This is a genomic window from Litorivivens sp., assembly GCF_041625495.1.
Classification (GTDB): Bacteria; Pseudomonadota; Gammaproteobacteria; order Pseudomonadales; family Spongiibacteraceae; genus Litorivivens.
Genome location: NZ_JBFJTH010000109.1, coordinates 1 through 13,037 on the forward strand (window position 1 = coordinate 1; position 13,037 = coordinate 13,037).

The following is a 13,037-nucleotide window of genomic DNA, read 5'->3' on the forward strand; positions in this document are numbered from 1 at the left end:
AGACGACCTTTAGTGACTGCGGGAATCGTTGGTAATCAACGTAATGAGTCAGCCACTTAAACCCCGGAATTTGTTCAAGAGCTTGTTCGCACGCATCGGTTAGAGCCAGACGAATTGCATTGTCGCGTTTCTTGTCGGTTTTTCGCATGGAATCCAGTAGGCGCTGTAAATGTCAGGTGAATGTCTATGATATATGGTACAGCCTGTCGCGTTAATTCAGAGAACGCAGCAACACTTTGATTTTGTTTCTAACAGCATCAATGGCATTGACGACATTGTCGGCAGCAGGCCTGTCAGTGGCGAGATTGCTCCAATTGGCGCTCCAGGCGGCCTTCAAGTTTACGGTTTCCTCTCTCACGTCTGTGTCTGTAAGCTCGCTCAGGTCTGCAATCAGGCCAACCAAAACCCAGCCTTTTCTTGGATTGCCTTCGCTTTCGTCGCGGTCGTAATGCGCGGCATAAACAAGCTGCTCCAATTTCGATAAATTCATCAGTATCTCGAAGCACGCAGTTCGCGTGGTATTGTTGCTCTCGGAAACCTCCATGCGCCAAACGTTGTAGCTAAACCCAGCCAGCGCGAATGCCAGACTCAGCACCACGGCCATCTGTGAGCGTTGGTACTTGCGGCGGAACTGGGAATCCATAGGCTTACCTCAGATACTATTGAGTAGTTGTACTTTGAGTATAGTGCTTAGCGCGCGGGTTAAAAATTTTCGATGCGAACCCGTTGAATTTACTATGCTAAATCCACGGACGCGGTGGTTTACAAATCGGTCGCCGCAGGAACAGCGTATGACTTCTAGAGTTTTGCGAGAGGATGTGAGATGAAACATCTGGTTGTGGGCCTGATGGTCTTGTTTGCTTGGAGTATGGCGATGGCGGTGCCGCGTTCGGTTGAAGTAGATCAGGCGACACTCGCTGATCAGCCAGCAGGAATTCTGGCAGCCAATTTTGTTGATCGGGTGATTCACGATTTGCCCGTCGACGTGCATTTGTCATTGCTTAAAGGGATTGATCCCGATTCTCTGGAAAGCGAACTCGATAGCCAGCAGAAGCAGCTAGCATTCTGGCTGAATATTTATAACGGTTTTACTCAGTATCTTCTGAAAACAGACCCTAGCCTTTATCAGCAGGATCGCAGTGCATTTTTCGGCAAGGAGCAGATTGCGATTGCCGGATTTACGGTGAGCATGGACGATATTGAGCACGGGGTGTTACGCCGCGGGGCGGTCGGGTTTTCTCTGGGCTTTATCCGCAACCTAAGTTTCCGCAAGCCCTTTATTCGTCAGTTTGCGGTAACTGAGGTGGATTATCGTATTCACTTTGCACTGAACTGCGGCGCGAGAAGCTGCCCGCCTGTGATGGTCTATCAAGCCCAAGGGCTGGATCGGCAATTGGATGATAATAGTCGCTACTATCTGCAGAAGGAGGTGCGCTTTGAATCGGATAAAAATCGCGTTTATGTGCCAGCGTTGCTGAACTGGTTCAAAGCAGATTTTGGGTCGACGGATGATCAGCGTGCAATGCTGGTGCGCTATGGGGTGTTGCCGGAGGGGACCCAACCCAAAATTAGGTTTCTTGATTATGACTGGACCATGGAGATCGAGAATTATCGGCATTCAGACCTTGTGCCCTAGTGTGTTTTAGTACTGGTTTTAGTGCTGGTTTAAGTGCGTTACCCGTGCCGAGTGATTCAGGTGCTTCATAAGGATGATGTGGGGGCAGAAATCTGTCATGCCATAGTAGCGTGCTTGCGGACGGATTCCTGCCCGGTGTTCGTTTGCCTGCCGGGCAGGCCTTAACGATTTTGAATTACAGAGTTGCGGCTACTTTTTTCAGTATCGCGGTAGCAAAGTTTTCTTCAATCTGGTCGTCCTGGCCCTGGGCGGCCATGATGCGGCTCATGATGTAGCCGTAGCGCATGGCGGCAAATACCCAGTAATAGTGGTAGTGCTCACCGCTAAAACCGGAGCCTTTTTCCCAGCGCGCAACGGAGTCTTCGTAGCTGGGCAGGCCGTCCAGTCGTGGAATGCCTAGGCCGTCCGAGAAAAAATAGTCGAGGAAGTTCCACCAGGCGAGATCCTGCAGTGGGTTGCCTAGGGTGATCATTTCCCAGTCGAGAACAGCGGTTACACTTTTGCAATCGTAAGCAAACAGCATGTTGCCGATGCGCGAATCGCCCCAGCTCAGGCCGAATTCTTCGTTGCTGGGAGCGTTGTCTTTAAGCCACTGCATGACAGGGTCACAGATTGGATGGGCGCGCCCATCGAGTGCCCACTGCGCGTAGTTGCTCCAGTAAGTCAGTTGTTGTTGCAGGGGGTTGCTGCCCAGCTCGGGGCGCTCCAAAAAGCCAAAACCGAGGGCTTTGTAATCGCGACACTGGCGGTGCAGGTTGGCCATGGTATCGATGCCTGCGTTCCAAAGGCTCTCCCGTTCGGCTGGGCCAATGTCGTTCAGCATCCAGCCATCCATGCTGTAGGGAGGCATGTCAGGTGGCACCCGGCCGTCGGCTTTTTTCATGATGTAAAAGCCGGTACCGAGTACCGATGTGTCGAGTTCTAGGCCCAGCAGACCCGGCGCCGGGATATCCGTGTGCTGCCCCACCAGTTCCATCGCCTTGTACTGGATGGAGAGGTCGTATTCCGGGAAGACGGGCTTTTCAATTTCAGGGGTGAGGCGCCCGACGCAGGCTTCGGTTTGAACCTGGCCATTTTTTTCATAGTGAATATCGAACAGCAGAGTAACGTTGGACATGCCGGTGGCTTCGGGGATTTTCAATTCGGGAATGTTCACCGGGCCATCGCTGTGCAGGCGTTTCTGAAACCAGGTTTCCAGTTTGCGGCGAGTCCCGTCAATATCTTCTACTAGCGGGGTGGGGCGGTGTTCATCCATCGGGAGCCTCCGTGGGTGTTTTGATTATTTTGCTTGAGCTTAGCAACAAGCTCTACGGTCGTATAGTGAAATAAGGTTTAGCTGTGGCTGGCGCTGCCAGGCCACGCTGAGCTATGGTTGCTAGCAAAAATAAGTGGGGAACAGGCATGGAGCTGCTTCTGCTGGGGTTGTTAATCTGGGCTTCGGTGCACTTTTCTATTCGATTGGCACCGGGGGTGCGGCAAACCTTGATTGATCGTCTGGGTCGCTGGCCTTATATGGGTGTTTTCTCATTGGCGATGCTCGGCGGTATTTATTGTCTAGTGTTGGGCTGGAAAGACCTTGGTGCGGGTGCTCCGCTATACGTTTTTGACTGGGCCCGGCCAGTCTCGCTGGTGTTGATGGCAGTCGCAGCCAGTCTTTTTGTCGCTGCGAATGCGCCCACCGATATCAAACGGGTAATGCGTCACCCCCAGCTCACTAGTGTAGTGCTCTGGTCGGCCGCGCACTTGCTGTCAAACGGCGATCTTCGTTCGCTGGTGCTGTTTGGTGGGTTGGCCATTTGGGCAGTTGGTGAAATGGCGCTGATCAACCTGACGGCGGGGCCATGGCAAAAGCCGGCGCCTTTTGGCGCCGGTAAAACAGTCGTGTCGTTGGTTATTGGGTTGGCGGTTTTTGCCGGCTTGTATGTCGCTCACCCATGGCTTTCCGGTGTGCCGTTGAACTGATTAGCTCGCCAGGCTCAGTGCCACAGGTAACCCGTTCAGTGCTGCATTGCCCGACAACGCATCCAGTGACGTTTCGTCGGTTAAATCGTTGACGCTCACGCCAGCGTGCTCTTTGGCAATGCTGAGTTCTACGCCGTCACGCTTGTGTCCCCAACCGTGCGGCACGCTGATAACACCGGGCATCATTGAGTCAGTGATTTCAGCGGGCAATACAATAGAGCCCACGCGAGAGGTAATGCGCACTGGGTGGCCGTTGTCCAGCCCCATGCGAGCGGCGTCTTTCGGATGAATTTGCGCAGTACAACGGTCCTTGCCTTTGACCAGGCGCCGGCTGTTGTGCAGCCAGGAATTGTTGCTGCGCACGTGGCGTCGGCCAATCAGCAGCATGGAATCGGCAGGGTCGTGGTTTTCCTGTAAGACGTTTTCAAGACGCTGCAGGTCGGGAAGGAAAAATTCCGTTTCCAGGTGAATACGTTTGTCTTTGTGGCTCAGCGCCTGAGGTAGCTGTGGCTTGAGTGGCCCCAGATCAATGCCCTGTGGAGTGTCGCGCAAGGCTTTGAGTGACAGTTTGTAGGGGCCGCGTTTGAGCAGGTAATTCAGAGTGCGCTTTGGGCTCATCAATCGGCGGCTGCGATTTTGCAGCCACTGTGCCGGAGTTTTGGCTGGGGCGAGACGTTCTGTCAGGTCCAGAAAAATTTCCCAGTCGTGGCGGGCATTTTTGTCCTTTTCAAACAGCGCGTCGGCATAGCGGCTGCTGTTACGTACCGCTAGCATGTGAAAGATAACATCGTAGTGTTCCCTCTCAAGCGGGCTTACAGGGGGCAGAATAATATCAGCGTGCTGAGTGGTTTCGTTCAGGTAAAAATCGATGCTGACCATAAAGTCGAGTTGTCCAAAGGCCTTGTCCAGCTGGCGGCCGTTGGGTGTCGACAATATCGGATTGCCGGCAATGGTCAGTAGGGCGCGTATCTGGCCGTCGCCGGGGGTGAGAATCTCTTCGGCTAGTGCGGCCACCGGATACTCACCAGTAAAGGAGGGCAGTTGGCGCACACGGCTGCGGCTGCGATCAAAGTGCCCGGGACCGGTAATGGCTAGCGTATCTACGGCAGGTGTGGTCAACATCAACCCGCCGGGTTCATCCAGGCGTCCGCGCAGAATATTAATCAGCATAATCAGATATTGGCTCAGTGTGCCAAAAGCCTGTACTGATACGCCCATGCGTCCGTAAATTACCGGGTTCTCAGCCGCGCAGAATTCATGGGTTAGGCGGCGAATGTCGGCGGCGCTGATGCCGGTGCTGTCGGCGACGGCTTCCGGGGTAAAGGCGGCAAAGCGGGTCGCCAGTCCGTCGAGTCCATCGGTAGCTTCGTGCAAACGGTGCTTCGACACCAGGTTTGCGGCATACATCTCCTGGATCATGGCCGAGAGCAGCAGAGCATCGGTACCGGGTCGGATAAATACGTGTTCGTTGGCGACCTCTGCGGTTTCGGAGCGGCGCGGATCAATGACCACCAGTTTGCCACCTTTTTCCTTGATGGCTTTTAGGCGGTGGCGCACATCAGGCACGGTCATGATGCTGCCATTGGAGGCCATCGGATTGGCGCCGATCATCAGAAAGTGATCGCAGCGGTCGATATCGGGAACTGGTATCTGAAATTGGTGACCAAACAGTTTGAGAGCAATTAAGTGATGGGGCAGCTGGTCAACAGACGTAGCGGAAAACTTGTTGCGGGTTTTCAGGGCGCGCAGCAGGTGGCGGCTGAACAGCATAGAGCCTGTGTTGTGTACATTGGGGTTTCCCAGATACACGCCAACGCTGTCGTTGCCGTGGGCCTGCTGGGTTGCGCGCAGCTTGGTGGCAACTTCGTCGAGTGCTTCTTTCCAGCTGATTTTTTGCCACTGCCCGTCCACTTTTTTAATGGGTTGGCGTAGCCGATCCGGGTCTTCGTGGATGTCTTGCAGTGCAACCGCTTTAGGGCAGATGTGACCGCGACTGAAGGGATCGTTTTTATCGCCCTTGATGCTGATAATCTGCTGGCCGTCGTGCTCAATCTCGAGACCGCATATCGCTTCACACAGGTTGCAGGTGCGGTGATGTATAGTATTGGCCATCGAATGTGTTCTCTGAATATTTTCACCCAGTCTAGCCTGTTCTCGGGGCGGGCTGCAATTTGACGAAATAACGCCATCAATGACTGCAGACACTGCTTCCCATGGCCCCCTTGTTCGGGCGTGGAGCGCCCAGCTCAATGCCTTGCTCGAGGATCACTTTGCCGCGGCCAGAAAGCGCCTGCCAATGGTGTGCGAGCGACATTTTCATTCGCTGCGCGGGGTTGCGCGACGGCATTGGCAGAACCGCGCTGATATTCCACGTGATCTGGCCACAATTCCCCGGTTTACTTGGCGCGCCCTGCGGCGTCTGGGTGGGCGTCGACTTGAACTGCAGCATCACTACAGTGCCAAAGAACTGGCGTTGGCGGGGGTGGTGGCCAGTGAGTTGTTGCAGTTGGCTGAGTTGGAGCAGGCGTTGTTACGACATCTCGGGCAACATCCGGGACTCGACCCGCAGCAGCAGGCAGAAGTGGAGTTGTTGCTGGGCCGCTATTCGCCAGCGGAGATGGAAACGCGGGTGCGACAGGCCATGGCGCGCCTGGCAGTGGATCACGAAGGGAGTCGCGATGTACTGCTGTTTCTGACACTGGGGTTGGTGGGGCGTCTGGCCAGCGACAAAATTGCTTTTGGCAGTGCGGGCTTGCTGGGCGCCAGTGCAGCATCGTCTCTCTATCTCTCGCAACAAACCTTTTTCGCCGGATTGTGGGCGAAGTGGTTTGGCGTGCCGGGCTGGGTGTCAGTCAGTGGCGGTCTGGCAGGTCTGGCAACACTGCTGTTTTTGACGCCCGTGGTGGCGCCGCTAGTGGAGTGCGGAATCAACCGGTTTAGGGCCGAGCGGGTGCTGGGCAATCTGATTGATGAAGTGCAGGCGCAACTGCAGTCGCCAGGGGCAGATCACTACACGCTAGCCGCCTACGCGGGTACCTATGTGCAATTACTGCCGGATCTGCTGAATATTTTGCGGAGCTTTCGTTAGGGTGTTCTAGATTTCCAGTTGGCGCAGGCGGTGCAGAGCGTCGTCCACTTTGTCATTTACACGCTTGATCCCGTCCTGATCGGCTTTGCTGGGCTCGCCGCTGCCATTGAGTAGTTCGTAGGTGGCGTTTAGGGCGACCATCACGGCAATGCGCTCGGTACCGAGAATCTTTCCGCTGTTGCGAACCTCGCGCATCTGTTTGTCCAGGTTGGCAGCGGCTTGATGGAGGCCGGCTTCCTGGCCGGGCGGGCAGGTTACCTGATACTCCTTGTCCATAATGCGGACGACAACCGTATTGTGGCTCATGATTCCTGCTCCAGAGCGCGCAATCGCTGAATCATGGATTCAACCTTGTTGCGGGCTGCATTGGTTTTTTCCAGTAGAACCTCCCTTTCGTGTTGCCAAGCTTCGGCATCGGCTTTCAGGGTTTGGTTCTCGCGGTTCAACGCTTCGCAGAGCTTGATCAGCTCGTCGATCTTTCGTTCAACCGACTTGATGGTGAGTTCTGCCACGTTGTTGTCCCCGCCGGCGCTGTTGAGATTGAGGGTAGTTGAAGTTCTTAGTCTAGAGCCGCTGGAGGGGGGGGTCAATTGGCTAAATAGTGCGGTAATTCAAAAGCCTGCCAGCATGATTTAAGAATTTGCTAAAAACCTCCATTGTTTCAGTCGGCTAGCGTCGGGCAATCGCAATTGGGCGGTGGGGGCGTTACCATGCGCGTTTTATGAACGCAGAGAAACGGCATGGCGGCAAAACTACCTGATCACGACGATATTGCAGATATCTTTCTGCGGCTGGGGGCGTTGTACCCCCCATCGGAGCTGCACGGCTTTCTATTGGGGCAATTGGTGATTGGTCAGCGCATCGAGGAGAAAACCCTGCGCGAGCAGGTAGCGCAATTGCTGGATTGCGACGCGTTTCCCGACGACGATTGGGCGGTGCTGATGCAGGTCTATCAGGCGGCCTCAGAGCAGCTGGGCGCCGATATTCACGCCACCAGTTTGCTACTGCCCGGCGACGAGGTAGATTTGGGGCAGCGGGTGGCGTCGGTGGGTAGCTGGTGTCAGGGCTTTCTCACTGGCTTTGCCATGGCGGGCAAGGTGCGCGAGCAGAAGGAAGGTAAGCAGCAATACAGTGCGGCGGTTTCCGAAATACTCAATGACATGGCGTCGATTTCTCAGGCCGGGCTCGACGACGAGGCGGGAGCTGAAGCTGAGGATCAATTCCGGGAGCTGGTGTCCTATCTGGAAATGGCCACAGTCTCGCTGTTTGTGGAATGTTGCAGTCAGTCGGCGCTCACTGGCGCTCACCCTGCGCCAAAGCAGCTTCATTAATGCCGCTTTTTTGGTAATCTGCCAGCTCCGTGCGCAACTGTAGTGAAAGCATGAAGGTTACCAAGCAGGAATTCGCCCGTCGCCGCAGCAAGCTGATGTCGATGATGGAGCCCAACAGCATTGCCATCATTCCCGGTGCGGTTGAGAAAACACGCAGCCGCGATACCGAATACCCTTTTCGTCAGGACAGCGACTTTTATTACCTCAGTGGCTTTAATGAGCCCGACGCGGTGATGGTGCTGCTGCCTGGCCGCGAACATGGCGAATATGTGATGTTCTGCCGCGACCGCGATCCAGCCATGGAATTGTGGCACGGCTACCGGCAGGGCCCCGAGGGTGTTTGTAAAAACTTTGGTGCCGACGATGCATTTCCCGTGGGTGATATCGACGACATTCTGCCGGGGCTGCTGGAAGGGCGTGATCGCGTGTACTACGCCATGGGGCGGCACGCTGATTTCGATCAGCACCTGATGCAGTGGGTGAATGCGATACGTGCCAAGGCGCGAACGGGCGCCCACCCCCCGGGTGAGTTTATTGACCTGGACCATTTTCTTCACGACATGCGCCTGTATAAAAGCGCCGCCGAGCAGCGCGTGATGAAACGCGCGGGTGAAATCAGCGCAGGGGCGCATGTGCGGGCGATGCAGATCTGCAAGCCGGGTATGTACGAGTACCAGCTCGAAGCTGAAATTCTGCATGAATTTGCCAATCACGGTGCGCGTTTTCCCGCCTATAACTCTATTGTTGGAGCCGGGGCTAACGGTTGCGTATTGCACTACGTGGAAAACGAAAGCCAGATTCGCGACGGCGATTTGATTCTGATTGACGCCGGTTGTGAATTTGAAGGTTATGCGGCCGATATTACCCGCACTTTCCCCGCTTCTGGCCGCTTCAGTGATGAACAGCGCCAGCTGTATGACATCGTTCTTGAAGCGCAATTGGCTGCGATCGAAGTGATTAAACCGGGCAATCATTGGAATCAGCCGCACGATGAAACGGTGCGGGTAATCACTGAAGGTTTGGTAAGGCTGGGTTTGCTTAAAGGTAAGGTGGGCGACCTGATAGAAAAAGAAGCCTATCGGGATTTTTACATGCACCGCGCGGGTCACTGGCTGGGGTTGGACGTGCACGATGTGGGCGACTACAAAGTGGGCGATGAATGGCGTCTGCTGGAGCCGGGTATGGTCATGACGGTAGAGCCCGGCATTTACGTTGCCCCATCTAACGATAAAGTGGAGGAACGCTGGCGCGGTATTGGTATTCGCATTGAGGACGATGTGGTGGTTACCAAAGACGGCTGCGAGATGCTTACCGCTGGTGTGCCGAAAACCGTCGCAGAAATCGAAGCGCTGATGACAGAGGCCGCCTGACCGATGAACAGTCCGGCGATTGATTACGACGTGGTGATTGCCGGTGGCGGCATGGTGGGCGCCAGTCTGGCGCTGGCCCTGAGCCGTTACAGTGAAGGTCGGCTGTCGGTTCTGCTGGTGGAGAGCTTTCCGTTTCCCAAAGCAGGTAGCGGCCCGGTGTATCGCCCCAGTTTCGACGCGCGGTCAACGGCGTTGTCCTACGGCAGTCGCCAGATATTGGAAAGTATTGGTGTGTGGGGAAGCCTGTCGGAGCACCTGACCACCATCGAAAAAATTCATGTCTCTGACCGTGGTCACATTGGCTCCACGCTGATGGACGCTCATGAGCAGGGTTGGCCTGCGCTGGGCTATGTTGTCGAAAATGCCTGGCTCGGTAGCGTTTTGCTCGATGCCTTGCACTCGGCGGAGGGCGTAACGTGTCTGTCGCCAGCGAGTGTAGCGGCCGTTGTTCAGAACGGCGATTTTGCCCAGCTGACACTGCAAGCCCGCGACGGCGACACCCGCGGCGCGCGCTGCCGATTGCTGGCGGTAGCCGACGGTGCCCAATCGGGGTTGCGCGACGCGCTGGGCATTGCCAGCCATACAAATGACTATGGGCAATCGGCCGTTATCGCCAATGTTACGTTTGAAAAGCCGCACGATGGTATTGCCTACGAACGCTTTACGGATGCGGGGCCACTGGCGTTGCTGCCACTGTCCGACAGTGAAGAGCGCCAACCGCGCGCGGCACTGGTCTGGACGCTGTCACCGGCCGAGGCTGAGTCGCTGATGGCTGCGGATGAGGCCGTGTTTTTGCGAACACTCCAGGAGCGTTTTGGTTACCGACAGGGACGCCTGTTGCGCTGCGGCGAACGCGCTTCGTTTCCGCTGCAGCTAGTTGAAGCGGAGGAGCAGGTGCGGCCCAATGTCGTCGTGGTTGGCAATGCGGCGCACGCACTGCATCCGGTTGCCGGGCAGGGTTTCAATCTGGCGTTGCGTGATCTGGTGCGTCTGGCTCAACAGGTGGCGGCAGCGGATGTGCAGCGTATTGGCGAATTGCCCTTTTTGCGCGATTACCTGCATCAGCAGGACAATGACCAGCGCGCCACCATTGAGTTTTCACATCAGCTGCCCAATCTGTTTGCCCAATCCAATCCCGTGTTCAGTTTGGGGCGTAACCTCGGCCTGCTGGCGCTGGATGTTATGCCGGGGCTCAAACAGCGGTTTGTGGCGCAGGCAGCTGGATTGGCCCCGGGCAATGCCCGGGGCTCAGAAAAACGACAGAGGGCAACACCGTGAGTCGAACGCGACAATTTGACGTTGTCATTGTGGGTGGTGGGCTGGCTGGTCTCGGCATGGCTGCCGGGCTTGCTGAGCTGCCGCTGAAAGTGGCGCTGGTGGAAGCTGGTTCTGTTGTCAGTGATTGGCCGGCGCTGGGTGAAGGTGTTGACGATTACGACCCGCGAGTCAGCGCGATTACAGCGTTTAGCCAGCAGTGGCTGGCACGCCTCGGCGTATGGGAGGCCATCGCACAATCGCGTATCTGCCATTACACGGATATGGATGTTTGGGACGCCGAAGGTACCGGTGAAGTTCACTTTGATGCAGCGGAAGTGAATGCCGACGATCTTGGACATATTGTAGAAAACCGCCTGTTAACCGCGGCGCTCGCCGAGCAGGTGGATGGCGCCGCCAATATCCGGGTGTTTGAAAACTCTCCGGTGGCAGCACTGCACTATGCCGGTGGTGAAGCAGTTCTGGAACTAGATAATGGCGACCGGATTCAGGCCGGGCTTCTGATCGCCGCCGATGGCGCGAATTCACGTATTCGACAATGGGCAGATTTTGCCACCCGAGAGTGGAGTTACGACCAGAAAGCACTGGTGGTTACGGTAAAGATGGAGCGCAGTCACGCCTATACGGCTTGGCAGCGTTTCCTGCCTACCGGCCCGCTGGCGTTTCTGCCGCTGGCGGCGAGCGATGCGGCCGATCGCTACTGCTCTATTGTCTGGTCTGCCGACAGCGATTACGCAGATCAATTAATGGCGCTGGATGATGACGGTTTTAAAAACGCGCTGGCGGAGGCATTCGAGCAGCGACTGGGTTGTGTGGAGGCGGTCAGCCGTCGATTTTGCTTTCCCCTGCGCCAGCGACATGCCGTGAATTATATTAAGCCCGGACTGGCATTGATTGGCGATGCCGCGCACAGCATTCACCCATTGGCGGGGCAGGGCATTAATCTCGGCTTCAAGGATGCTGATGTGCTGCAGCAAGAAATCCAGCGGGCGCTTGAGCGTGGTGAGGCGCCGGGATCGCTGCGGGTGCTCAGGCGCTACCAGCGTCGTCGCAAAGGTGACAATCTGGCTATGATGGCAGCGATGGATGGTTTCAAACGCCTGTTTGGCGAAACCGCTCTACCAGTGCGCTGGCTCCGCAACACAGGCATGCACCTGGTCAATCAGGCGGCACCAGTCAAACGGCAATTGATCCGCAAGGCGATGGGTTTCTAAAACCGACAAATCTTGCCGGCGGTAGCGGAAAGCATTGTTATCTGAAATGATAATAATTATCATTCTGTGCTTTGTTTCCCCAAGGAGATGTTCATGCGTTCCCTGCTTGTGCTCGGATTGGTTGTGCTGCTCGCTGCTTGCGGCGAAGGGCCGGGTAGCCAGAAGGCAGATGAGGGCCTAGTGGTTTACACCGCCCGCAAGGAACATCTGATCAAACCCCTCTTTGACCGCTTTACAGCGCAGACCGGCATCCCCATCCGTTATGTGACGGATGCAGCGGGGCCGTTGCTGGCCAGGTTGGAAGCCGAGGGTGAGCGAAGCCGTGCCGACTTGCTGATTACGGTGGATGCGGGCAACCTCTGGCAGGCGGCGCAGGCCGGTGTGCTGCAGCCGATCGGCTCCGACATTCTCAGTACTAATATTCCCGCCGCACTGCGCGATGCGCAAAACCGGTGGTTTGGATTGAGCATTCGTGCGCGCACCATTGTCTACTCCACCGAGCGGGTTAATCCTTCTGAGCTGAGTACCTACGAGGCGCTGGCCGATGAGCAATGGTCGGGCCGTCTGTGCCTGCGCACATCGAAAAAGGTCTATAACCAGTCGCTGGTCGCCACCATGATCGTGGCACGGGGTGAAGAAGCAACCGAAAGTGTTGTTGGTGGCTGGGTGAATAATTTGGCTGTGCCGCCCTTTTCCAACGACAACAAAGTGGTGGAAGCCATTGCTGCGGGGCAGTGCGATGTCGGTATTGTGAATACTTACTATCTGGCGCGAATGGTCGCCGAAGACCCGGCATTGCCGGTCACCATGTTCTGGCCTAACCAGAACGGTGAGGGGGCGGACGGTCGTGGCGTACACCTGAATATTTCGGGCGCGGGAGTCACCAAGGCCAGCAAGCACGTTGCTGAAGCAAAGCAGCTGCTGGAGTGGCTGTCTGGCACGGATGCCCAATTGCAGTTGGCCCTGCTGAACCAGGAATACCCGGTCAATCCCTTAGTGAGTTTGCCCGAGCCGCTTAAGCGTTGGGGTGAATTCAAGGGTGATGATATCCCCATTGCCGAAGCGGGTCGTTTGCAGGGTGCTGCCATTCGGTTGATGGATCGCGCTGGCTACCGCTAGTGCAGGCAGCCGCTTTGATCAGTGCGGGCCAGCGAAGCCTGC

The 13,037-nt window shown here is 56.1% G+C and carries 13 protein-coding genes; 8 read left to right on the forward strand and 5 right to left on the reverse strand.

Annotated elements, in window-relative coordinates; all coding sequences use genetic code 11:
* Positions 1–211: 211 nt before the first annotated feature.
* Positions 212–643: a hypothetical protein gene (locus tag ABYP39_RS12735; RefSeq protein ID WP_372748935.1), complete on the reverse strand. Its 432-nt coding sequence runs from the start codon at positions 641–643 to the stop codon at positions 212–214.
* A gap of 180 nt (positions 644–823) precedes the next feature.
* Between ABYP39_RS12735 and ABYP39_RS12740 the strand changes: the two genes are divergently transcribed.
* Complete coding sequence (locus ABYP39_RS12740) at positions 824–1,636, forward strand: DUF547 domain-containing protein (protein WP_372748936.1); 813 nt, start codon at positions 824–826, stop codon at positions 1,634–1,636.
* A 175-nt stretch (positions 1,637–1,811) separates the two neighbouring features.
* Here ABYP39_RS12740 and ABYP39_RS12745 read toward each other — a convergent pair whose 3' ends face one another.
* Positions 1,812–2,891 carry a phosphotransferase family protein gene (locus ABYP39_RS12745; protein ID WP_372764342.1) on the reverse strand — a complete coding sequence of 360 codons (1,080 nt, stop codon included), beginning with the start codon at positions 2,889–2,891 and terminating at the stop codon, positions 1,812–1,814.
* A gap of 146 nt (positions 2,892–3,037) precedes the next feature.
* Here ABYP39_RS12745 and ABYP39_RS12750 point away from each other — a divergent pair, with 146 nt between their 5' ends.
* Positions 3,038–3,598 carry an NnrU family protein gene (locus tag ABYP39_RS12750; protein WP_372748938.1) on the forward strand — a complete coding sequence of 187 codons (561 nt, stop codon included), beginning with the start codon at positions 3,038–3,040 and terminating at the stop codon, positions 3,596–3,598.
* On the opposite strand, the gene ABYP39_RS12755 is transcribed toward ABYP39_RS12750, so the two are convergent.
* The gene (locus ABYP39_RS12755; RefSeq protein WP_372758638.1) at positions 3,599–5,710 is read right to left on the reverse strand and encodes a molybdopterin oxidoreductase family protein; all 2,112 of its coding nucleotides are present in this window, start codon (positions 5,708–5,710) and stop codon (positions 3,599–3,601) included. It lies immediately after the preceding gene.
* Between the two features lie 79 nt (positions 5,711–5,789).
* On the opposite strand from ABYP39_RS12755, the gene ABYP39_RS12760 reads away from it, so the two are divergent.
* Positions 5,790–6,686, forward strand: a complete 897-nt coding sequence (locus ABYP39_RS12760) for a hypothetical protein (RefSeq protein WP_372782862.1) — start codon at positions 5,790–5,792, stop codon at positions 6,684–6,686.
* Positions 6,687–6,692: 6 nt separating this feature from the next.
* On the opposite strand, the gene ABYP39_RS12765 is transcribed toward ABYP39_RS12760, so the two are convergent.
* Positions 6,693–6,992, reverse strand: coding sequence for a cell division protein ZapA (locus ABYP39_RS12765; protein ID WP_372749526.1), 300 nt, complete (start codon positions 6,990–6,992; stop codon positions 6,693–6,695).
* Positions 6,989–7,198: a TIGR02449 family protein gene (locus tag ABYP39_RS12770; protein ID WP_372749525.1), complete on the reverse strand. Its 210-nt coding sequence runs from the start codon at positions 7,196–7,198 to the stop codon at positions 6,989–6,991. The genes ABYP39_RS12765 and ABYP39_RS12770 overlap by 4 nt, the downstream gene beginning before the upstream one ends.
* A 228-nt stretch (positions 7,199–7,426) precedes the next feature.
* Between ABYP39_RS12770 and ABYP39_RS12775 the strand changes: the two genes are divergently transcribed.
* The 5 genes from ABYP39_RS12775 (at position 7,427) to ABYP39_RS12795 (ending at position 12,995) form a co-directional block, all read left to right on the forward strand.
* Entirely contained in the window at positions 7,427–8,017 is a 591-nt protein-coding gene (locus ABYP39_RS12775; protein ID WP_372782864.1) for a UPF0149 family protein, read from the forward strand.
* A gap of 50 nt (positions 8,018–8,067) precedes the next feature.
* A complete protein-coding gene (gene pepP, locus ABYP39_RS12780; RefSeq protein WP_372782866.1) occupies positions 8,068–9,387 on the forward strand; it encodes a Xaa-Pro aminopeptidase in 1,320 nt (439 codons plus the stop codon).
* A 3-nt stretch (positions 9,388–9,390) separates the two neighbouring features.
* Positions 9,391–10,665 (forward strand): 2-octaprenyl-6-methoxyphenyl hydroxylase, encoded by a 1,275-nt coding sequence (ubiH, locus tag ABYP39_RS12785; protein ID WP_372782868.1) that lies wholly within the window; start codon positions 9,391–9,393, stop codon positions 10,663–10,665.
* Entirely contained in the window at positions 10,662–11,876 is a 1,215-nt protein-coding gene (locus ABYP39_RS12790; RefSeq protein WP_372763988.1) for a UbiH/UbiF/VisC/COQ6 family ubiquinone biosynthesis hydroxylase, read from the forward strand. The genes ubiH and ABYP39_RS12790 overlap by 4 nt, the downstream gene beginning before the upstream one ends.
* A gap of 93 nt (positions 11,877–11,969) precedes the next feature.
* Complete coding sequence (locus ABYP39_RS12795; RefSeq protein WP_372748609.1) at positions 11,970–12,995, forward strand: extracellular solute-binding protein; 1,026 nt, start codon at positions 11,970–11,972, stop codon at positions 12,993–12,995.
* Positions 12,996–13,037: the final 42 nt, after the last annotated feature.

Excerpts from the sequence above, each read along its gene's own strand:
- ABYP39_RS12735 (WP_372748935.1), bottom strand. The coding sequence starts at position 643 with ATGGATTCCCAGTTCCGCCGCAAGTACCAACGCTCACAGATGGCCGTG.
- ABYP39_RS12740 (WP_372748936.1), top strand. The coding sequence starts at position 824 with ATGAAACATCTGGTTGTGGGCCTGATGGTCTTGTTTGCTTGGAGTATG.
- ABYP39_RS12745 (WP_372764342.1), bottom strand. The coding sequence starts at position 2,891 with ATGGATGAACACCGCCCCACCCCGCTAGTAGAAGATATTGACGGGACT.
- ABYP39_RS12750 (WP_372748938.1), top strand. The coding sequence starts at position 3,038 with ATGGAGCTGCTTCTGCTGGGGTTGTTAATCTGGGCTTCGGTGCACTTT.
- ABYP39_RS12755 (WP_372758638.1), bottom strand. The coding sequence starts at position 5,710 with ATGGCCAATACTATACATCACCGCACCTGCAACCTGTGTGAAGCGATA.
- ABYP39_RS12760 (WP_372782862.1), top strand. The coding sequence starts at position 5,790 with ATGACTGCAGACACTGCTTCCCATGGCCCCCTTGTTCGGGCGTGGAGC.
- ABYP39_RS12765 (WP_372749526.1), bottom strand. The coding sequence starts at position 6,992 with ATGAGCCACAATACGGTTGTCGTCCGCATTATGGACAAGGAGTATCAG.
- ABYP39_RS12775 (WP_372782864.1), top strand. The coding sequence starts at position 7,427 with ATGGCGGCAAAACTACCTGATCACGACGATATTGCAGATATCTTTCTG.
- pepP (WP_372782866.1), top strand. The coding sequence starts at position 8,068 with ATGAAGGTTACCAAGCAGGAATTCGCCCGTCGCCGCAGCAAGCTGATG.
- ubiH (WP_372782868.1), top strand. The coding sequence starts at position 9,391 with ATGAACAGTCCGGCGATTGATTACGACGTGGTGATTGCCGGTGGCGGC.
- ABYP39_RS12795 (WP_372748609.1), top strand. The coding sequence starts at position 11,970 with ATGCGTTCCCTGCTTGTGCTCGGATTGGTTGTGCTGCTCGCTGCTTGC.